This window comes from Geosporobacter ferrireducens (assembly GCF_001750685.1).
Lineage (GTDB): Bacteria > Bacillota > Clostridia > Peptostreptococcales > Thermotaleaceae > Geosporobacter > Geosporobacter ferrireducens.
The window spans coordinates 2,022,333-2,043,303 of the sequence record NZ_CP017269.1; the positions used below are offsets into that span (position 1 = coordinate 2,022,333).

Sequence of the window (20,971 nt, forward strand, 5' to 3'; positions counted from 1 at the left end):
CTCTTTCCTTATAAACCTAATATATTTCTTGCATCTTCTACTGCTGCAACCTCTTTCGATGATGCCCTGATAATATTTGCAGCTCTTTCAACAAACTGTGCATTCGACTTTGCCAGTTCTCCAGGTCCAAAATAAACATTGTCTTCCATGCCAACTCTTACATGCCCACCCATAGCTATAGCTGCCAGCATGATTGGAATATGGCCTTTACCGATTCCAAGGGCTGACCAAGTAGAGCCTTCTGGAATAAGGTTTTTAAGAAATACTAAGTTTTCAATAGTTGCTGTCATACCTCCAGCAGCGCCCAATACGAATTGATAGTGCAGGGGTGCTTTTAGCACACCTTTTTTCTGGTAATAAAAGGAGTTATAAATCATTCCTGCATCAAAAATCTCTATCTCCGGCTTAACACCATACTCCTGCATTGTATGGCCAAGCTCTTCCAGAAATTTGGGATGATTAATAAACAGGCTGTTGTGCATCCAGTTCATAGAACCGCAATCGTAAGAAGCTAATTCTGGTTTTACAGATTTTAAGTGCGCTTGTCTCGTTTCGTCCGTTGCGTTTAGGTCGCCCGATGTTGTTAAGTTCAAGATGATGTCACACTTTTCCTTTATTAAAGCAACTGTTTCCTCGAACTTTTCTTTGCTCATGGTGCCTTTGCCGTTATCATCCCGCATGTGTAAGTGGGCTATTGCCGCACCCGCTTTCCAACACTCATAAACATCATTTGCAATTTCCTGTGGTGTTAAAGGTACATTTGGATTATCTTGTTTTGATGGCCATGCCCCAGTTGTGGCAACTGTGATAATTGTTTTATTCATTTTTTGTCCTCCTTTTAGTTTTTTTAATACGCATCTCTATATAAAGCAAACATCATGCCATTTATCCGAGAGTGTTTTAGAAAACCTTTAAAGAAAGAAATATCAGTCATATCAGAGACAATATATCTTAATAAATAGAAATATCCACAATACATATCCCTGCTATTGATGAAATTTTTCATCAATAGCAGGGATATGTATTGCATTCTATATAATCATATTGTTTTCTGATTCAATGATTATATAGAAAACGTTATTCTTTGGAAATAGTTTTAATGATGATTTTTTTCATCGATTCTGCGCATTGTTATATTTCTAACTAAATGACTCCTCTCATATATCTATGAATATCCCTATTATCTATTGGCCTAATTAAAATCCGCAAGTGATGAATAAAATCATCGCTTGCGGATCTTCATTAAACTTCATTAATAACTAAACCTATTTTTTTGCATTTCTTTACAATTGTAGATTGGTCTATCCCAAGATATTTCGCAGCTTTTCTTGTGGATCCATATTTTTTTATGGCTTTTATTATAATATCTTTTTCCAAGTTCTGTACTGCTTCTTTAATATTCAAATTTTCCTCAAATGCTTCTGCATAGGCGTTTGTTTTTTCAATGCCAAGGATTAAGGATAAATCCTTTTCTTTAATAGTATTGTCCTGGCTTATGATTACCATTCTTTCAATCAAATTTTCAAGTTCCCGTATATTCCCAGGCCATTCATAAGCCTGTAGCATTTTCAAGGAAGCATGTGTAAGCTCAACTTGTTTACCATATTTTTTATTATTGTGATTTAGAAATTCATTGGTTAAAGTTTCTATGTCTTCCTTCCTTTCTCTTAACGGCATCATATAGATAGGAACAACATTTAATCTATAAAACAAGTCTTCTCTAAATCGTTTTTCTTTCACCTCATGCTTAAGATCTTTATTTGTAGAAGCAATAATTCGAACATTCATCTTTATTGCTTTATTTCCTCCTACACGGATGAATTCTTTTTGCTGTAGAACACGAAGCAGCTTACTCTGTAACTTAAGGGGCATATCACCTATCTCATCCAGGAGTATTGTCCCTTCTTCAGCCAATTCAAATAATCCAGGCTTACCAGCTTTCTTTGCATCCGTAAAGGCACCTCCTTCATAGCCGAAGAGCTCTGATTCAAACAATTCTTGGGGAATAGCTGAACAATTCACTTTAATAAAAGGTTTATCTTTTCTCTTGCTTTGATAATAGATTTCATCAGCAATTACTTCTTTTCCAGTACCCGATTCTCCAGTAATTAAGACCGTAGCATCTGTTGATGCCACTCTATTTACTAGTTCCATAATCGACTGCATCTGTTTATTAGTATAAATAGTTTTTTTATTGGATACCTGTTTGCTGCGCAGAAATTTTATTTCCTCCATAGCCTTTCTTTCATCTTCTTTTAGCTTGGAAATTTTCTTCTCTAGATTATTTAACTCTGTTATATCCCGATTATTAATAACTACTAGCTTAACATTCCCATTTTCATCAAAGATTGGCTTACCTGTTACCAAAACCTCTTTATTAGTCTTTAAGATTGTTCCAATGGAGTTTACCACATCCCTCTTTTTTATTACCTCCATGGTCACAGCACCCTTATACAGCTTGCCTTCCTTAAGAATCTCTCCAACATTTCTTCCTATGAGTTCTTCTTTACGAATTCCTGTTGAACTAACATATGCTTTGTTGACAAAGACAGTATTTCCATCTCCATTAGAAATATATATACCATCATGTAAATTGTCAGCTATTTCTCTGAAATCAAGATAGTTTTCAATAAAATCATTATATTTCAAAGAAATCAAACTATATTTTTCTTCTAGAATATCTTTATAACTTATCGGAGCCTCTATAGCTCTTATAATTTCCATGATCTCAGTGATCAAATCCATCATCGTTTTAACTTTAACCTCATCACTCATAGTAATCACCACACTAACAATTGGTTTCAACAAAATACTAAATGATAATTGTATTCTTCATTCTCTCTCATTTTCCTTTAATATCTCTATTACTTTCTTTGCATCCCCCTTAATTCCATTTTTTCGAAATATTTAATATCATGATTTAACTCATTAACGTCAAAATACAAATAAAATTTTTTAACTCTTTTTCACTTTTCATCTTTAAACACGCATAGCACTTGGCAAAACAAACCCGTATCTCTCTTTTCATCGTATTGAGACACGGGTTTACTCTCAGCATTTATATATTCAAAGTTCAAAAGACCAGAGAAGAAAAACTTCTCTGGTCTTTTGTCCCTTATTATTTTTAATATTCAACCTTCCACATATATCTTCGCTGATCCATTGAGTGGTTTCTGAGCTCTGCCATTTTTGCAACCATGCTGCGCTCGATAGGAATCATAATCACAGAATTGAAGAACTCCGCCACACTGTCATCAATGATGTTGATTCCTAATTCTTTTGCATCTATCACCGTAACTCTTGCAGCATATCTATTAAGGAATTTCAGTGCCCTTTCGTCCAAAGGCCTTGTGCTTCCTTCGCTCATCAGTAATATTACAGGAAGATTTTTATCTGTAGTTTCAAAAGGTCCATGAAAATACTCTCCTGTATGCATGGGTACAGCATGTTTCCACTGCATCTCCATGAAATGGCAGTAGCTCATCGTATAGGCAGTGCTATAAGCTGGACCACTAGCCATTACATAAAATATCTCATCATCTTTGTATTCCTCTGCAAATTTAATGGAAATTTTATCGATATATTTCTTTGCTTTCGCAATGATTTGGTCTACTTTAGTGAATGCATCCATAGCGGCATCATACTTGTCATAGTCTTCGTATTGTTTGAGCAATTCAAACCCAAGCCTTAAAGCATTTGACTGATTGCCTTGGCTATAAATCTGATTTTCCCCGTTTGAGTATACCACTACATATTGTCCGTTTTTTGCCATATCTGTAGTTGGAAATCCTGTCATTGCTATTGTAACAGCACCTCTTTTGTTTGCCGTTTTTACTGCTTCAACAGTTTCAGGAGTTGCCTTCAGGGAGCATATAACACAAATGCAATTTTCGTCAAGCATTGCTGGTGTAGCATGTACAAACTCATTACTGTTGAATATTGATACGCCAAAAGTCTTAGCTTCTTTATTTAAAAGATAATACCCTCCAAATATAGCGGCTTGCGACCCTCCGCATGCCACAAAATAAACATGTTTTAACCCCCCTATATTATCAAGCTTTGCCTTTACTTCGCTTATAATCTGTTTTACTTCCATAGTTGGCCTCCAATTCTCCCTTTTCAATTATTATCTAAATATCAGTTATTCTGCAATTCTATATTCATTACCGATCTTTTCTATCTTCAGTCCGTAAAGTTGGAAAGCTCTCTCAATAGAAACCTTATTCTCTATAACATCTGTAAGGATGGCTTCCGGCTTTCTGTTCTTAGCCTCACCATATCCTCCAGCACCAGGCGTTTTTATAGTTATCCTATCTCCTGCATTGATGACGATCTCTGAGCACTTTGACGGTAATCTTTCAGTGGTGCCGTCGGTTCTTTTAAGATAATAGGCTCCCCCACTGCCATTCTCCCCACCATTAAGTCCCCAAGGCGCAAATAGCTGCCGGTCTCCTAAGCCTGTAAAATTAATATTATCGAATCTTGCTTCAAATTCTCTGCAAATCCCCTGTCCTCCCCTATATTCTCCGGCTCCACCACTATCGGGGATCAGTGAATACTGTCTTACAAGTACAAGAGGAAACTCCATCTCCAAAGCCTCTATAGGGAGATTTGAGGTATTTGTCATATGTACTTGAACCCCGTTAAGTCCATCTCCTTGTTTTGTAGCTCCTGCCCCTCCCGCTATGGTCTCAAGGTATATATAGAAATGGTCTTTTTCATTAGGGTTTGTTCCGCTGAATACAGCAGTTGTACAGGAGCTGTTGCATCCTGCGATTGCCCTATCCGGAACTGCCGGTGCCATTGCGCCGAATATTACATCTGCAACACGCATGCAGGTATCAATTCTCGCACCCACTGGAGCAGGATTTTGAGCATTTATGATAAGACCAGGTTTTACAATTATATTGAAAGCCCTGTATATACCTGCATTTGAGGGTATTCCCGGATCAATCAATGATTTTAAAGCATAAAATACTGTAGCAAGAAGACCGTTATAGGTTACATTTATAGGGCCCTCAACCTGTTCATGGGTTCCGGCAAAATCCAAGTCCATAGCGTCTCCTCTTATGCTTATTTTTACACAGATCTTGATTGGATCGGGACTTGCTGCCCCTGCATCATCCATATAATCTGCAAACTCATAATCACCATCACTAAGCTTTGCGATTCCTGCTCTTAATCTTCTCTCAGCATAATCCTGCAGTTCATACATACTGTCTATGAGTAAATCACCATATACTTCATATGCTTCCAAGAGTCTTCTCATCCCTACTCTATTGGCAGCTATCTGCGCATTTAGGTCTCCATATCTTTCTTTAGGTATACGACTATTTGCCATAATAAAATCAAGGACTTCCTCATTCACACGATCATTTTGACAGACTCTAGAAATTGGTATTTTGATGCCCTCCTGATATATGCTTACAGCATCACCGGAGGTTGAACCAGGTACTTTTCCTCCAACATCACTGTGATGTGCAAGGTTCGCAACCCATCCCACAAGTTTTTGTTTCTCGAATACAGGTGCAACGATTGTAATATCCGGAAGATGTGTTCCGCCTCCGTTATAGGGGTCATTGCCTATAAACATATCTCCTGCTTTGATTTCTTCTATAGGATATTTTTTATATACCTCTTTGATGATACTCAGCAGTGATCCTAAATGCATGGGTACGTGCTCTGCCTGGGCAACCATATTTCCCTCAGGATCAAAGACCGCTGTAGATATATCCCTACGCTCTTTTATATTTGTTGAGTAAGCACTCTTGATTATGGCGATTCCCATCTCTTCAGCTATAGAAAGTAATAGATTGCCCACAATCTCTACTGTTACTGCATCTACTTTTCTATTCATACTTTTTCACCCCCTGAAAGGATGCTCTGATATTATTGAATCCATCGGTATATGCAAGCCATCTTGGTGGTATGATTGTCGTCGAATCCATCTGCTCTATGATTGCAGGTCCTTCGATGGTACAACCCGGCTCTATATCGTTCCTTTGATAAACATTGGTTGGAAGATAGTTTTTTTGACCTTCAAACAATACATCTCTGACCTCTAAGACATTTGGCACCTTGGCATCAGGATTGATAGCCTTTTCGCTTAGATCAGGCTTTTCTATGGTTCCTACTGCACTGACCCTGTAGTTAACCATCTGGATTCTCATATTTTCGTTAAAATATCCGTAGGATTTAAAATGCTCCTTATGGAATTTCTCTATCATTTCCTTCATTACTTCTTCTGTCATGATCGCGTCAACCTCAATCGGTATTTCATAGTTTTGTCTCTCGTATCTACACTCAATCGCACAATGGAAGCTTCTATCACTTGCATCTACTTGCTCCCTGTCTAACATGGCATTTCCTTCTTCTATCATCTGGCTGAATATCTTCTGCACTGCTTCAATATTATTTTTATCTGCTATCATCACATTCGACCTGCTGATGTCAAACTTAGTATCTGCCATAAGCAGTCCTAAAGAACAAAGCGTTCCAGGCGAAGGTGGTATCAATACATGATGGATTCCCATTTCTTGAGCTACTTCACATGCATGTAAAGGTCCTGCCCCACCAAAAGCCATTAGGGTAAATTCCCTAGGATCATAACCCCGCTCAACAGATACCATTCTTATGGCTCGTATCATATTAGAATTTACTACCGAAATCACTCCAGCTGCAGCTTCCTTTAAAGTAAGGGTTGATTTGCTGCATATATGTTCTGTCAGTGCTTTTTGAGCAAGCTGCAAATCAACTTTCATTCTTCCACCTAAAATCCTTTTTTGATTTAGTTTTCCCAAAACGATATTTGCATCGGTTACAGTAGGAATCACCCCGCCCCTCATATAGCACGCTGGCCCTGGCGTAGCCCCCGCACTTTGTGGTCCTACCTTCAAAGCTCCACCCTCATCGATCCTGCCTATAGAACCTCCACCGGCGCCAACGGTCACGATATCGATCATAGGTATCCGTGCTGGATATCCTTCTATTAGCCTTTCATTTGAAAGCTGCGTTTTTCCGTTTTCTATCAAGCTAACATCGATACTTGTGCCTCCCATGTCAAAGGTTATAATCTTGTCGATCTTGCATTGATTGGCTATGTAGCTTGCACCGATTACTCCGGCGCTTGGCCCCGATACTGCAGTTTTTATTGGGCAATCCACCGTTTCTGCTATAGATATGACGGACCCATTGGACTGTGTTACGTAGGGTTCCACTGTTATACCTGCATCCATGATTGATTTTTCAAATCGGTTTACATACTTCTCCATTACAGGTCCTAAGTATACATTCAGTACAGTTGTACTCATTCTTGAATACTCCCTGAATTCTGGAACGAGCTCCGAAGAGGTTGTAATGTAAACATCTGGATACTCTTCTTTAATGATCTCCTTTATTCTAAGCTCATGTACAGGATTGATAAATGAGAACAGTGTACATACCGCAATGGCCTTGACTTCATGTTCCTTCAAGTATCTTGCTGCCTCTCTAACGCCATCCTCATCCAGTGCAGTGTCTATTGTACCATCATACAGGATTCTTTCTTCAACTTCGCATTTCAATCCAGGAGGAATAAGACTTTCAGGCTTCTCTTTGAGCAAATCATAAAGTGAAGGTCGTTTCTGCCATCCAATCTCCATCAAATCCTTGAATCCTTTTGTGGTTATTAATCCAGTCTTTGCCCCTTTTTTTTCTATGAGGGCATTTGTTGCTACTGTTGTCCCGTGTGCAAGATAGCTAACCTCTTCCGGCTTTATGCAATGCTCCGTCAAAACATGTAGAATTCCGCTCACGATCGCTTTAGACGGATCCTCTGGAGTTGAGCTTTGCTTGTAATGAGACAGTTTACCCTGTTTTGTATCAAATATTGAAAAATCCGTAAAAGTACCTCCTACGTCAACGCCTATCATATAGCTCATATCTATCACCCTTCTTTATTGCGTCATATTTTAATGTTTTACACTTCTTTCAGCTTATTGTTTTTCTTAAGCCATTCAAGACTTTTTCTATCAGCCTCTTCAGGCTTATGCCTATACTGCAGGGCCGTAAACTCAAAAGTATAAAAGCCTTTATATTCATTTTCTTCTAACGCATCGATATATTCTCCTATAGGTAAATTCCCCTCACCTAAAGCCAGGTGGCCCATAGGTGTGGCATCCAGTAAATGGACATGTACAAGCTTATCACCCAATATACGTGGATAATCATTGATCTCTTCCCTGGCAAGTGCCGCTTGCCCCATATCCAGCATCCCCTTTAAGTTATCTGATGGTATCGTGTCCAGCATTTTTTTTAAATGATGTACATCATTCACAATATTTGAAGAAAATACAGATAATGGCTCATATGCTAAAATTACACCCCTTTTTTCAGCATATTTGACTAATTCCTTCATTGAGGCAACAGATCTTTGCCATGCCTCTTCTACATCCGAGTCAAAATATCCACAACCTGCAGTTACCAAAACATATGGAGAATCAAGCTCTCTTGCGGCATCAATGGCAGTTTTAAAATATTTAATACTTTTTTCCCTGAGCGCTGTTTCTTCTGCTGCGATGTTTACTGGATAAGAGCACTGTTCTGGTGTAATGCAGACAACCTTTAATCCTCTGCTCTCGATTGCTTTCTTCTTTGATGCTAATATCTTCTCATCTAAAGTATCTAAATCAAAATGCGGTGCTGCTGCCCATAGCTCAATATTTTTCATATTCAGATTTACAGCTGAATCCAGAAAATATTCAAAGCTCATTCTAACGTAATGGTAATTACCTATAGCCAAGCGCGACTTCTCTATTTGAGCCACTATAACCCTCCTTTAACCAATTTTTTCAAGAATCGGTTCCGGTATCGAAATACCATGTCCAAAGGCACCCTTTACAAGACAGCTCTTCGCTGCGAATTCTGCTGCTTGATTCAGCGCATATTTATATGTTTTTTCCTTATCGGCTGCCTTTTCTTCAACTTTTTCAATAACATTCTTTTTGATGTACAAATAGTTTATAAGGAATCCTGCCGCAAAAGAATCTCCCGCTCCAAGGGTATCTACGGCTTCCACCATTAAAGGCTTTTGATATATCATCAAATCCCCATCATATAGCCAAGCTCCCCTGCTTCCCATCGTTGCCACAACTGTTTTACATCCTAAATCATGTATGGTTTTGCAGATTGATTTCGTTTCATCATCCGACTTTTCTCCACAGGACAGAAAAGCATAGCTTAAATAGGGGCATATTTTCTTGGTAACATCCCAATCTTGCCATTTATATGAAAAATCATAGGATATAGGAATACCCGCTGAATAAACACTGTCTAACTGGTCATTAAAATAACTATTATTGCTGGTATGAACCAGATCAAAATCCTTGATATATTCCATGTCTTCATTGTTTAAAACAATCGGCTTTTCCTTTGCTATTCCTCCTCGGTTACTTTTAATGAATACTCTATCCCCGTCAATAAGCTTCACCACGGCATATCCATTTTCACCCTCATATTGTCTGCTGTAGCGGTGATCCACTTCCAGCAAATCTAGCGTATGTATAATATGCTCTGCTACTTCATCTTTACCGAATACACCAATGTATGAAGCGTCTGCCCCCAATGATTTTGCATACACCGCAAAATTAAGGGTCTGCCCTCCCGGATACATCCTATTTGAGTGAATATAGATGTCGCATACATTATCGCCGATCCCTACAACCTTAAGCAATTTAAACACCCCACATTTTTCCTGTTAAGCCATATTCCCGCCATAACAGCGGGAATATAGCTTAAATCTTTTTATCTTAAAGCCTGAACCTTCTCATATAATCCTGGCGTACCCCAGAATCCTTCTGATTCCAATTGTCCGGCAAGCGGTGCCATTTTAGCCATAAATGCCTCTTTGTCAAAGTCTACAAACTCAACACCTGCTTCGATGAGCTTTTTCTTATCTTCTTGCCACTTTGTATTGATTGTTGTATTGAACTCTTCTGCTGCGATCTCAGCACATTCTTCGATGATTTTTTGCTGCTCGGGAGTAAGTCTGTCCCAGGCGGTTTTTGAAAAACTCAAGGCCTCCAGTGGAAATGCATAATCAACCTCTGCTACATAAGGTGCTGCCTCAAAAAGTTTAACGGAATAGTAAGCTTCCTTTGTACACTCTCCCGCATCAACAACCCCCTGCATCAATGCAAATGGATACTCAGACCATGCAACAATTGTGGGTACTGCTCCCATGGTTCTAAAGTTTTTCTCCCAAATTGGTATATTTGGTATTCTGAATTTAACACCCTTTAGGTCATCAGGGCTATATATTGGCTTCTTACCGAATATGATCCTTGGGTTCTTCTTGAAATTGAAGTTAACTACATGAATACCTTGATCCTCAAGGACCTTAAAAGCTGCATCTGCTAAATCTGACTCCAAGTATTTAAATAAATGGTCGTGGTCTTCAAATGCAAAGGCCATGGAGATGATGTTAAAGTCCTTTGAATATGTACCAAGTGTATCAATGGCAGTCATTACAGCCTGTTGAAGATCTACCTGAAGGTTTTCAAGCATGGTGATCTCATTCCCTAATTGCTCTGCCGGATAGAATTCAAATACTACCTCACCTTCTAATCGCTCATTTACCAGATCGGTGAATAGCTGACATACGATTGCTGCCGGTTCACCTAGTGCTCCTGCATTTCCAAGCTTGTAAACCATTGGTGATTTTTTAGGAGCTTCCTGCGCTGTGCCGTTTTCTGGTTGGCCAGTAGTAGGATTATTCTGTACACATCCTACAATTGTACCCAATACCAGTGCAATAACTAAAAGCATCATGAATAATCTTTTCATTTTTCCCCCTCTTCCTTAACATTTATTTTATTGCGCCCAATACGCGAGGTACCCAAAGTGTGATACCTGGAATAAAGGTCACAAGCAATAACGTAACTACTAATGGAATTAAAAACTGTACTGTATACTTAAGCGACTTATCAAAAGAGACACCAGTGGCCTTAGCAGTTACAAACAGTGAAGGCGCCATTGGCGGGGTTATCAATCCCAGTGTCAAGTTCAACACAGCTATAACACCCACATGAATAAGACTTAAATTAAGCGCTGCAGCTAGGTTCATCAATAACGGTGCAATCATTATCAAAACCTGCATAGAGCCTATGAAGCAGCCCATAAACAAAAGGATTCCATTTAATGCCAGTAAAACCAGGTATGTATTTCCCAATGACAAAATCATGTTCGTCATATATGTGATCAAACCACTTGTTACGATCATCCAGTTAAAAATCAAACCCGTAGCTGCCAGGGCCATTACCATAGAAGAAGAGATCAAGGTATTGGTAAGTGTCCTGGTCAGCATCTTTATCGAAAACTTTTTATATACCACCGAAAGGACTACACAGTAGGCTCCTGCTACTACACTACTCTCCGTGGGTGTAAAAATCCCTGTCATGATACCGCCTATCAGGATTATCGGACCTCCTAAAGCCGGTAAAGACTTGAGAGAGTATTCGAACCTTTCTGCCCATGATGCCTTCTGTACAGTGGGCGCCTTTATCTTAAACTTCTTTACAGCTACTACAATCCATATCATCATGGATAATCCCATAAGCACCCCAGGAACCACACCTGCAAGAAACATGGCCAGTGTAGAAGTTTGGGATAAAAAAGCCCATATAACAAAGTTTATACTCGGTGGTATTATTGGACCTATGGCAGAGGATGCTGCTGTTACTGCAACTGAGAAATGCTCATCATAGCCTGCATCCTTCATCGCTTTTACTTCTATAGTCCCGAGGCCTCCTGCATCAGCTAAGGCTGAACCTGACATGCCTGCAAAGATCATACTTGCTATTACATTTGCATGGGCCAATCCTCCGGTGAAGTGGCCTATCCATTTTTCGGCTGCAACAAATATCCTGTCAGTCAAACCGATTTCATTCATGAATATACCTACAAATAAGAACGCTGGAATCGCAAGGAGATTAAAATCTGAAAGCGCATTTGCAAATTTTTGTGCGAACATTACAAAGTTCTGTCCATTGATCACTGCATACATCACGCTAGAGGTGGTCATTGCAAAGGCAATGGGGACTTGTGCCAGAATCATAAATATAAAAACTATAAAATAATACTTTAACATTGGATCAATCAAGCTTTACACCTCCCTCTCCAAAAGACGGCATCATAAGCTTATCATCTTTCAAAATGAGATATTCTATAGTCTTCACAGCACTCAAGGCTACAAGTAGTACCCCCATAACAACGATGGGAAGGGCAAAATAGTACGCTTTACTGAATGAAAGTCCTCCCAGCGGTATGAGTTTCTTCTGCATCCTAAAAAGAGTAAGTCCTCCAGGAATGTATACGAAGGAAGTTGTTAGTACTACAAGATTTGTCACATGATGCATAATCTTTTTTACAATGGATGGTGAATTTTGTAGACAAAATTCTATTACTGCATGCTCATTGTGCCAATAGACGATTGCATTGCCTAAGGCCATCGACCAAACCATTAGGGCTATGACTAGCTCATCCGCACCATAGATTGGGTTCTTAAATACGAATCTTAGGACAACCTGAAAAAACAGTATTACCATAAAAATTCCTACAATATAACCGGTAATGATGCTTAAGACTCTTATAAACTGATCTACAACGTTATGGATCTTCTTCACTACCTTTTTTACCAAACCATTGGAATCATCCATTTTTAACACCCCCACAGAAAGCTTTTGAATCAAATTCTGTCTATTATAAAGCTTCAGATCCAATTTTTAAATTCCATATTTCCGACTGAATAATTCTATAATATATTGGCTATACTACAGCAAATCAGACAATAAAACCGAGGCCGACCTAGACGAAATGTAAAAACTGTTATATAGAAAAACGAACAAGAGGTTATACAGAAAAATTCAAAAACACAATTAAAGATAGGCAAAAGAAAAAGTCGTAGCAAAATATTTTTGATACCAGCGGCTTTTTAGGCATGCTTCGAAAAAAGTAAAGAAAAAAGATAAGATTATGTATATATTCAATGGCCTATTTAACATGATGTATCAGTCAGTACTTATCCACTCAATGAGGCAAACCTTGTTGATAAAGCCTTATATCTAGAAACACCTCCCTGCTAAATTTCGAAAACCATCTCACAAGCCATTCCATATATTGCTAAGCACGTATATAAACTTATATACTGAGTATATAACAATATATTTCTGCTGTCAATTATTTAGTAAATTTTCTGTTAAATTCTATTTTTAATCAGGCTCTTGATGATAAGCTTTTTACTTAAAGTATTGTATTCCCAATGCTTTAGTTTCATTTATACTAGAAATCACTTTTGAATTTTAATAATCTTCAATAAATCAATAATATGTAATTTCATTCACACCTATTATTATGTTATAATAGTTTATATAAGTATTAGAGGGGGTAGTTATATGCTAGACAGAAATGATGTGATACCATTATATAAGCAATTGCAAGAAACACTCAAAAAGCAGATCCAGTCCGGTGAAAGAAAGCCAAGGGAAAAAATTCCTTCAGAGATTAATTTGGCTAAGGAATTCGACGTAAGTATTATCACTGCAAGGAAGGCAGTGAACCTACTGGCAGAGGAAGGCTTTGTTGAAAAAAAACAAGGAAAAGGCACTTTTGTTGCTGCTCAAAAATATACAAGAAATCTTAGTGACGTTATCAGCTTTTCAGAAGTCTGTCGCTTAAACGGTACGGTTGCAGGAAGCCAACTGTTAGAGAGTAAATTTATAGAAGCTGATAAAAAAGCCCTTGACAGGCTTGAGAGACCTGAAGGGGAAATGGTTCTATACATAGAACGCTTGAGATTTGTCGACAATGAACCTATTGTCATTGAAAAGAATATTTTTTCTATTGCATACTCCTTCCTGATCAACGAAGATTTAGACAATAACTCCATGTTTGACATCTTGAAAAGGCGCAGTGGAACCGAAGTTGCAAGGTCCAGCAGGACCATAGAAATATGCAGAGCCACACAGCAAGAAGCACAACTATTAAAAATAACTAAGGGCTCTCCTCTCCTGTTAATAAAATCTATCGCCTACTCTACTGAAAATAAACCCGTTTTTATTGGTACTCAGATCATTAACGGCGAAAGATATCAGTTTACCATGTAATATACTATCTTCACAAAACTCAATTTTAATATTCATAATGTAATAAATAATATAGATGTACGATCTAAAAGACCTTATCTCCGTACAATAGAGATAAGGTCTTTTATTAAAGTGTATTTCCCTTTAAAGTGCTTTAACCATCCCACCATCCACCAATATGGTTTGGCCTGTTATGTATGTATTCGCCTCAGAACATAAGAAGGCTGCTAATTTACCATATTCCTCAGGAGATCCGTATCTCCCTAGAGGAATCATCTTCTTCGTATCTTCTTCTACCTGTTCCACTGTGATCCCTGATTTTTCAGCTCGAATCTTATCTAGTTGCGCAATTCTTGCAGTACCGATTCTTCCTGGGCCCATTACATTTACAAGGATGTTATCTTTTCCAAGCTCTTGAGATAGTGTCTTAGATAATCCTACTACCCCTGCACGGAAGGTATTGGATAGAATCAAATTATCTAACACCTGCTTTGCAGAGGATGAGGTAGAATTGATAATTCTTCCGCCACCATTTTTTCGCATATAAGGAAGCACTTCTCTTATCGCTCGAATATAAGATAATAGCGTTAATTCATAAGCCTGCTGCCATGCTTCATCTCCAAAAGCATCAAAGGTTCCTGCAGGTGGCCCTCCTGTATTATTCACAAGGGCATAGACGGAACCATATTTATCCACCGTATTTTGTACCAGCATCTTAATATCCTCATATTTTGTAACATCTCCTACCGTATAGGAAGGTTCATTCCCTGTAGCCTCTTTGATTTCTGCCTGAGCCTCCTGTAGTTGATCTTGGAGGCGGCTGAAAAGCATTACATTGGCTCCCTCTCTAGCAAATTCCATAGCAATTGCTTTCCCTAATCCCGCACTGGATGCCATAACAATGGTCGTTTTATTCTTTAATCCTAAATCCATATAAATCCTCCATTCGCCTTATTATTTTTTTAAATCTATAACAGGATTTACCAGAGGTTCAAATCCATCGATCCAACATTCTACCACATCCCCATGATTAATATGTATCGCACGGGGTGTTCCGGTTGATATAATATCTCCCGGCAGCATTTTCATAACCTTTGAGTGAAATGAAACTAAGAAATCCGGCGGAAAAGTCATGTTCGATACAAAGTTCTCAGCATGCACCTGACCGTTGATCACGGTAGCTACCTTTAGTTTTAAAACATCCTCAATTTCATCCGGTGTAACCAACTGCGGTCCAAAACTGAAGAAGGTATCAAAACTTTTTGAACGTGTCAAGTATCTGGGATTTACTCTTAAAATATCTTCTGCTGTCATATCAATAATCGTAGTAAATCCTGCAACAACACGCAGCCAGCCTTCTCTTTCTACATCCTTACATTCTTTACTGAAAATTATTCCAAGTTCCGCTTCTGCAGTGGTTTTTTCAGATTGAAGCGGGATTTTAATCTCATCTCCCGGCCCAATAATGGTTGTATCCGGCTTAAAAAAGCTAGCGGGTTCCGTATTTGGTGCTTTTTCTGCTAGATCAGCTGCATGATCTACATAATTCAATCCAATCCCGAAAATTTTCCTTGGATGGCGGTATAATGGGGCAAATTGAACTTGGTCCATAGGAATAATGGCTTCATCTAATGCTTCTAATTGCTCTCTTCCCCCATTGCAGTACCAGTCGTTTATCTCTTCAAGCTGGCCAGATTTAATTAGTTCCAATAGTTCAGTGTTCCAAGACCTGTCATACTTTTGATTGACCGCACTAATTGGAATAATTCCCTGCGGCAGCATGATTCCGCCAGTTTCTAAACCATCTTTCTTAATCGTTGCTAATCTCATCTTCTATCCCACCTATCTACTTATTTTTCATCGCTATGCCCAAAGGTACGATACAAAAGGACTTTATTGCTTCACCACCTGACGTGTATGTAGTTTTTTTCCTAATATATCATTACACATAATCCTTCGTTTTCCTTTACATTTTTTGAAAATATTGTTTCGATTTTCACTTTTCTGATTTTATTTCAATCTCTCATAGATTGCTTTTGATATCAGACGGATCTTTTTATCGGTTTAGGTCCAGTGTTTTACTACGCACAAGCTGCATTTCCACTTTTTACAGCTAGCTTTTTCCTAATTTTTATCGTATTATGGATACTTGTTATTTAAAATATTGGTCTTTAGAAAGGGGGCAACCCAATGAAGAAAAATCTGCGGATGCTTGCAATCCTATTAATCATTGCGCTATTTCCTACAGCTGCTTTCGCACAAACAGATCGGGTTCATCGTGTTGCACCGGGAGAAGCGCTATTTATGATTGCTCAAAAATATGGCATAACAATACAAGAACTTGTTGCAAAAAATGGTTATCTCAGAAATCCTAATGCCATTTTTCCGAGACAAGTGCTCATCGTTCCACCGGCATCAAAACCAAGTGTCTATACTGTTCAATCGGGAGATTCACTTTTCAAAATCTCACAAAAAGTTAATGTTTCAATGGCAACGATTGCTCAGCTGAATAATCTGAGTGATTGGAATCAGGTTCACGTGGGGCAAGTTCTGTCACTTCCGCCAAGTGCAGGTACTTCCGTACCGGCTGCTCCAACAGCACCTGCTACCTATACAGTAAAGGCAGGGGATACGCTGTATAAAATCTCACAACAACTGAACATCAGCATGACAATATTAGCTCAGGAAAACAACTTGACCGATTGGAATCAGCTTCGCGTAGGACAGGTTTTAAAACTGCCGGTAGCTCAGATTCCTCAACCGGAGCCTACTTTCCTGGGAACTGTATCGAATATGAGTGCAAAATACCCTGATACCTTTTATTCCAGAGGCCCATCCACTACCAATAAAATTGCATTAACCTTTGATGATGGTCCTGACGGCCTTTACACTTCACAAATATTAGATGTGCTAAAAGCCCATAAGGTACCTTCCACCTTCTTCCTAATAGGAAGCAAAGTGGAAACCCATGCCCGAGAGGTACAAAGAATCGTTGCAGAGGGCCATGTGATTGCCAACCACACCTGGTCTCATCCTGATCTTCGAAAAATAGATTCTGCCCAACTAGCTGCAGAATTTGAGCAAACAGAAAAAGCCCTTGAAAAGGTAACCGGTTTAAAAACTGCATTGATGCGTCCACCCTACGGTGGTATTAACGATGGGGTTATTGAAAATCTAAGAGATCTAAACTATAAAGTGATTAACTGGTCTGCTGATTCTATGGATTGGCGTGATCGAAATGTAGATTCAATACTCATTAATACACTGCCGGATGTAAGAAATGGTGGTATTCTACTGTTTCATAGCGGTCCAGGGGATTCTGCTGCTACGGTAGCCGCCCTGCCAGAGCTGATTGAAACACTAAAAATGCAAGGATATGAATTTGTAACCGTAGACAAATTATTGAATTTAAAACCTTATCGTTAGAATTCCAGAATAAAAAAGAAAGTGAAAAAATTTCACTTTCTTTTTTATTCTGGAATTCTATCTCCTGACGGTTTTTGATTCTTCTTCACTTTCAATCCGTTGTTTTTCTAGCAATTCTTTAATTTTCTCAATCGTCTTCTGACTGATCACATGTTCGATTCTACAGGCATCCTGAACCGCTGTATCTTCATCAATGCCCAAAGTAATCATTAAATATTGTGTAATAAGCTTGTGTCGTCCATAAATTTCATTGGCCTTTTTTCTCCCCGTTTGCGTCAAGACAATATTTCCGCCCTGTTCTACAGTGATCAACCCTGCTTTTTTAAGAATACTCATAGCTCTGCTAATACTGGGTTTAGAAAAATTCATTTCATTGGCTATATCAATAGAACGAACATGTCCATTTTTATTTTCCAGAAGCAAAATTGTCTCCAGATAATTTTCACCTGATTCTTTTATTTCCATGTTATCCTCCTGCACCAGTTTTTCTATCCTTATCCTCTTATGGTGTATTTCAAATTAACCTGGCATTTTTATCAAACACGCAGAATCGGTAAACTGTAGGGACGACCTCTGGTCGTTCGCTTCTATTATATGAAATGCTATTGATTTATCCAGGCAGCCAAAGAAAAAGCTGACGTCCGAAGGTCGCTCCTACAATCAGACCAAATGTTCGACAGGCTAATAACAATTATTTTAAAACAAGTCCATCTTATCATACTTTTGCAAAAAATCTCAATAAAAAAGCGATCCTATCAAAACAATCCGTTGTGTCTCTGATCAACCGGATAAAAGCTCCTTTTCTTCTGAAACAGGCACTACATACTTTCTATCCTTTTCTTTTAATACTTTTAAATGAATATTAAAAATATCATAGAGGGTCTTCCTGTTAATCACACGATCTGTGCTTCCCTGAACGACAATCGTCCCATCCTTTAAGCCGATAATCTCATCACTGTAGCAAATTGCTTGATTGATATCGTGCAGAACCATTACAATCGTCATCCCAAAATCTTTATTCAGTCTTTGTATCAAATCTAAGATTTGGATTTGATACCGCACATCTAAATAGGTGGTGGGTTCATCTAAAAATAAAATATCTGTTTTCTGTGCCAGCGCCATTGCAATAAACACCCGTTGCTTTTGCCCGCCCGAGAGGGTCACAATTTCCCGGTCCTTCATTTTATCAATCTCCGTTATTTTCATTGCCCAATCAATGATTGCCTCATCTTCTTCATTGATTTTCCTGTAAAAAGGCAAATGAGGCGTCCTCCCATAGGCCACCAGTGTTTTTACTGTTATATCCCTTGGTGCTGTATTATATTGATGTACAATGGCAACCTTTTTTGAGAAATCTTTTAACCCGATGTCTTTTATATTTTTATTGTCTAGATAGATTCCTCCCTTTAAGGGCTTTAAGTTTTTTGTCATTAAGTGAAACAACGTTGATTTACCGCAGCCGTTTGGTCCTATGATTGTAGTAATCTTTCCCCGTTGAATAGGGGCCGATATGGATTTTAATATCAGCTGTTTTTCATATTGAAAGGATAAATCTCTAATTTCCATAAGTCTGCTCACTCCTTCTAAGAAGAAAAATAAAGAAAGGGCCTCCAATCACTGCCATAATAATCGAGGCAGGTATCTCATAGGGATAAGCAATCACACGACCTGCAGTATCTGCAAGTAAAACCGTAAAGCTTCCCAATAAAATTGCAAAAGGTATCAGTATTTTGTGGTTCGATCCAACCAAAAGCCTTGCAATATGTGGAACAATCAGCCCAACAAAACTGATGGCGCCAACAATTGCTGTAGAAATGCTGGCAAGCAGAACAGCTACAGCTGATACCAACAGCCTCACTCGGTTTACACTTACGCCTAAATTTCTGACGGTTTTGTCTTCCAAGGCCAGTAAATTGCATTTACCCGATACGCAAAATCCCAGAATAACACCCAAAATCACATATCCTACAAGGGTATGAACATCCTTCCATGTTTTCATTGCAATACCGGCACTGATACTGGCGGCAACAGCACTTTGCCTGCCGCCGGTTATAAATCCAAGGGCTTCGATCAAACCGGAAAAAACAGCATTTACTGCAACCCCAACGAGAATCATCCGCAAAGGGCTGAGCCCTGACTTCCATGATAGGATATAGACAAAAACACAGGCTGCAATTCCGCCTAAAAAAGCAAACAATGGCGTAAAAAAGTATAGACTGGGAAAAAAAGTTCCTACCATCACTGCAAAAAAACTTGCTCCAGAAGATATGCCGATAATCCCCGGATCTGCCAGCGGATTTTTCATCACCGCCTGAAACAATACCCCTGAAAGGGCTAATGCCGCTCCTGACAGCATGGCAATGACAATTCGAGGAAACCGCAGATCAAAAATGATCTCCACATCCCTATTATATTCGATAAATAGGCCCTTCCATAATGCAGCAAAGGAAATCTTAATCCCGCCGGTATTCACTGCGAGAAAGAATAATCCCATCAGCATCACTGCCAGTAGGATAAAAAGCATTGGTTTTTTATTCATGTAAGCTTCATTCCTGTTCATATAATATTTCCTGCAAATAGTTGAGTCCTTCCGTATAATTCAGATTTGCACTCATTCCAAACATTTCATGGCTCAGATTATAAACCTTCCCTTCCTGTACGGCTCTAAAATGTTTCCAGATGTCATTTTCCTTAAACTCTTTTTCAAAGGATTCCATTACAATCTCAGGCATTGCGTGGGCTGTTCTCAAAATAATATCGGGATCTTTCTGCAGCAAGGCCTCCGTATTGACACTCAGAAGGGCCTCTTCACTGTCAAATACATTTACACCACCGGCCAAACGGACAAGACTCCCCACATAGGATTTTTCTGTAGCCACCATGTAGGTGCCTGGCAATCCCATTAAAATTAGAACCCGCGGCTTCTCCTTGCCTTCAATCTTCTTATGGTAGTCTTCCATAAAACGGTTGTATTCCTCGATTAGTGCGGCAGCCTGTGGTACCCTATTATATTTTTTCCCAAGGCCTTCAATACTCTTAAACATTCCTTCCAAACTCATCAGATTTACAAAGGTAGAAGGCACTCCGATACTTTCATATTGAGGCTTCAGGTCGTATTGCAGTGAATTGGGTGTAAGCACATCAGTTGGATTTAACGCCTTAACAATCTCCAGATCAGGTGTCATAGGCAGCCCTACTTTCGTAACATCCTTATATCTTTCCGGCAGTTGGAAAGCTGTCTCCGGGACACCCACCAGATCCAGATCCAATTTTTCCAGGATGACGCACAAGGCCGCCGATGTACTTATAATTCTTATTCCTGGATCATTTTCATTTTCCGAAGAAGATCTCACGGCACATCCGGTTGAAACCAGTATCATCGACATGCATAAAAGCCCTGTTATTAATTTTCGCATATTTTCCACTCC

The 20,971-nt window shown here is 38.9% G+C and carries 18 protein-coding genes; 2 read left to right on the forward strand and 16 right to left on the reverse strand.

Going from position 1 to position 20,971, the window contains the following annotated elements; all coding sequences use genetic code 11:
- Positions 1-8: 8 nt before the first annotated feature.
- The 10 genes from Gferi_RS09730 to Gferi_RS09775 form a co-directional block, all read right to left on the reverse strand.
- On the reverse strand, positions 9-824 hold the full coding sequence (locus Gferi_RS09730; RefSeq protein ID WP_069975942.1) for a BKACE family enzyme: 816 nt from the start codon (positions 822-824) through the stop codon (positions 9-11).
- Between the two features lie 418 nt (positions 825-1,242).
- Positions 1,243-2,775, reverse strand: a complete 1,533-nt coding sequence (locus Gferi_RS09735; protein WP_069975944.1) for a sigma-54 interaction domain-containing protein — start codon at positions 2,773-2,775, stop codon at positions 1,243-1,245.
- 349 nt (positions 2,776-3,124) lie between these two features.
- Positions 3,125-4,096: an SIS domain-containing protein gene (locus Gferi_RS09740; protein ID WP_069975945.1), complete on the reverse strand. Its 972-nt coding sequence runs from the start codon at positions 4,094-4,096 to the stop codon at positions 3,125-3,127.
- A 45-nt stretch (positions 4,097-4,141) separates the two neighbouring features.
- Positions 4,142-5,857 carry a hydantoinase B/oxoprolinase family protein gene (locus Gferi_RS09745; RefSeq protein ID WP_069975946.1) on the reverse strand — a complete coding sequence of 572 codons (1,716 nt, stop codon included), beginning with the start codon at positions 5,855-5,857 and terminating at the stop codon, positions 4,142-4,144.
- On the reverse strand, positions 5,850-7,919 hold the full coding sequence (locus Gferi_RS09750) for a hydantoinase/oxoprolinase family protein (protein WP_069975947.1): 2,070 nt from the start codon (positions 7,917-7,919) through the stop codon (positions 5,850-5,852). Before Gferi_RS09750 ends, Gferi_RS09745 begins: the two co-directional genes overlap by 8 nt.
- A gap of 38 nt (positions 7,920-7,957) precedes the next feature.
- Positions 7,958-8,803: a sugar phosphate isomerase/epimerase family protein gene (locus Gferi_RS09755; RefSeq protein WP_083273477.1), complete on the reverse strand. Its 846-nt coding sequence runs from the start codon at positions 8,801-8,803 to the stop codon at positions 7,958-7,960.
- Positions 8,804-8,815: 12 nt separating this feature from the next.
- Positions 8,816-9,709, reverse strand: coding sequence for a fructoselysine 6-kinase (locus tag Gferi_RS09760; protein ID WP_069981372.1), 894 nt, complete (start codon positions 9,707-9,709; stop codon positions 8,816-8,818).
- 71 nt (positions 9,710-9,780) lie between these two features.
- Positions 9,781-10,821 carry a TRAP transporter substrate-binding protein gene (locus Gferi_RS09765; protein ID WP_069975948.1) on the reverse strand — a complete coding sequence of 347 codons (1,041 nt, stop codon included), beginning with the start codon at positions 10,819-10,821 and terminating at the stop codon, positions 9,781-9,783.
- A 22-nt stretch (positions 10,822-10,843) separates the two neighbouring features.
- Positions 10,844-12,136 carry a TRAP transporter large permease gene (locus tag Gferi_RS09770; RefSeq protein ID WP_083273478.1) on the reverse strand — a complete coding sequence of 431 codons (1,293 nt, stop codon included), beginning with the start codon at positions 12,134-12,136 and terminating at the stop codon, positions 10,844-10,846.
- On the reverse strand, positions 12,129-12,692 hold the full coding sequence (locus tag Gferi_RS09775) for a TRAP transporter small permease (protein ID WP_069975949.1): 564 nt from the start codon (positions 12,690-12,692) through the stop codon (positions 12,129-12,131). The genes Gferi_RS09770 and Gferi_RS09775 overlap by 8 nt, the downstream gene beginning before the upstream one ends.
- Positions 12,693-13,427: 735 nt before the next feature.
- Here Gferi_RS09775 and Gferi_RS09780 point away from each other — a divergent pair.
- Positions 13,428-14,138 (forward strand): GntR family transcriptional regulator, encoded by a 711-nt coding sequence (locus Gferi_RS09780; protein ID WP_069975951.1) that lies wholly within the window; start codon positions 13,428-13,430, stop codon positions 14,136-14,138.
- A gap of 123 nt (positions 14,139-14,261) precedes the next feature.
- On the opposite strand, the gene Gferi_RS09785 is transcribed toward Gferi_RS09780, so the two are convergent.
- On the reverse strand, positions 14,262-15,050 hold the full coding sequence (locus tag Gferi_RS09785) for an SDR family oxidoreductase (RefSeq protein WP_069975952.1): 789 nt from the start codon (positions 15,048-15,050) through the stop codon (positions 14,262-14,264).
- A 21-nt stretch (positions 15,051-15,071) separates the two neighbouring features.
- Positions 15,072-15,947, reverse strand: a complete 876-nt coding sequence (locus tag Gferi_RS09790) for a fumarylacetoacetate hydrolase family protein (RefSeq protein WP_069975953.1) — start codon at positions 15,945-15,947, stop codon at positions 15,072-15,074.
- A gap of 360 nt (positions 15,948-16,307) precedes the next feature.
- Between Gferi_RS09790 and Gferi_RS27560 the strand changes: the two genes are divergently transcribed.
- The gene (locus Gferi_RS27560; RefSeq protein WP_083273479.1) at positions 16,308-17,543 is read left to right on the forward strand and encodes a LysM peptidoglycan-binding domain-containing protein; all 1,236 of its coding nucleotides are present in this window, start codon (positions 16,308-16,310) and stop codon (positions 17,541-17,543) included.
- A gap of 57 nt (positions 17,544-17,600) precedes the next feature.
- Here the strand turns inward: Gferi_RS27560 and Gferi_RS09800 are convergent, their stop codons facing one another.
- From Gferi_RS09800 to isdE, 4 genes are all read right to left on the reverse strand, one after another.
- Complete coding sequence (locus Gferi_RS09800; protein ID WP_069975954.1) at positions 17,601-18,008, reverse strand: metal-dependent transcriptional regulator; 408 nt, start codon at positions 18,006-18,008, stop codon at positions 17,601-17,603.
- A gap of 315 nt (positions 18,009-18,323) precedes the next feature.
- Entirely contained in the window at positions 18,324-19,109 is a 786-nt protein-coding gene (locus Gferi_RS09805; protein ID WP_069975955.1) for an ABC transporter ATP-binding protein, read from the reverse strand.
- A complete protein-coding gene (locus tag Gferi_RS09810) occupies positions 19,099-20,103 on the reverse strand; it encodes a FecCD family ABC transporter permease (protein ID WP_330389645.1) in 1,005 nt (334 codons plus the stop codon). Before Gferi_RS09810 ends, Gferi_RS09805 begins: the two co-directional genes overlap by 11 nt.
- Entirely contained in the window at positions 20,090-20,959 is an 870-nt protein-coding gene (gene isdE, locus Gferi_RS09815; protein ID WP_069975956.1) for a heme ABC transporter substrate-binding protein IsdE, read from the reverse strand. Before isdE ends, Gferi_RS09810 begins: the two co-directional genes overlap by 14 nt.
- Between the last annotated feature and the right edge of the window lie 12 nt (positions 20,960-20,971).

Excerpts from the sequence above, each read along its gene's own strand:
- Gferi_RS09730 (WP_069975942.1), bottom strand. The coding sequence starts at position 824 with ATGAATAAAACAATTATCACAGTTGCCACAACTGGGGCATGGCCATCA.
- Gferi_RS27560 (WP_083273479.1), top strand. The coding sequence starts at position 16,308 with ATGAAGAAAAATCTGCGGATGCTTGCAATCCTATTAATCATTGCGCTA.
- Gferi_RS09800 (WP_069975954.1), bottom strand. The coding sequence starts at position 18,008 with ATGGAAATAAAAGAATCAGGTGAAAATTATCTGGAGACAATTTTGCTT.
- Gferi_RS09750 (WP_069975947.1), bottom strand. The coding sequence starts at position 7,919 with ATGAGCTATATGATAGGCGTTGACGTAGGAGGTACTTTTACGGATTTT.
- Gferi_RS09735 (WP_069975944.1), bottom strand. The coding sequence starts at position 2,775 with ATGAGTGATGAGGTTAAAGTTAAAACGATGATGGATTTGATCACTGAG.
- Gferi_RS09810 (WP_330389645.1), bottom strand. The coding sequence starts at position 20,103 with ATGAACAGGAATGAAGCTTACATGAATAAAAAACCAATGCTTTTTATC.
- Gferi_RS09805 (WP_069975955.1), bottom strand. The coding sequence starts at position 19,109 with ATGGAAATTAGAGATTTATCCTTTCAATATGAAAAACAGCTGATATTA.
- Gferi_RS09765 (WP_069975948.1), bottom strand. The coding sequence starts at position 10,821 with ATGAAAAGATTATTCATGATGCTTTTAGTTATTGCACTGGTATTGGGT.
- Gferi_RS09775 (WP_069975949.1), bottom strand. The coding sequence starts at position 12,692 with ATGGATGATTCCAATGGTTTGGTAAAAAAGGTAGTGAAGAAGATCCAT.
- Gferi_RS09785 (WP_069975952.1), bottom strand. The coding sequence starts at position 15,050 with ATGGATTTAGGATTAAAGAATAAAACGACCATTGTTATGGCATCCAGT.
- isdE (WP_069975956.1), bottom strand. The coding sequence starts at position 20,959 with ATGCGAAAATTAATAACAGGGCTTTTATGCATGTCGATGATACTGGTT.
- Gferi_RS09780 (WP_069975951.1), top strand. The coding sequence starts at position 13,428 with ATGCTAGACAGAAATGATGTGATACCATTATATAAGCAATTGCAAGAA.
- Gferi_RS09790 (WP_069975953.1), bottom strand. The coding sequence starts at position 15,947 with ATGAGATTAGCAACGATTAAGAAAGATGGTTTAGAAACTGGCGGAATC.
- Gferi_RS09740 (WP_069975945.1), bottom strand. The coding sequence starts at position 4,096 with ATGGAAGTAAAACAGATTATAAGCGAAGTAAAGGCAAAGCTTGATAAT.
- Gferi_RS09745 (WP_069975946.1), bottom strand. The coding sequence starts at position 5,857 with ATGAATAGAAAAGTAGATGCAGTAACAGTAGAGATTGTGGGCAATCTA.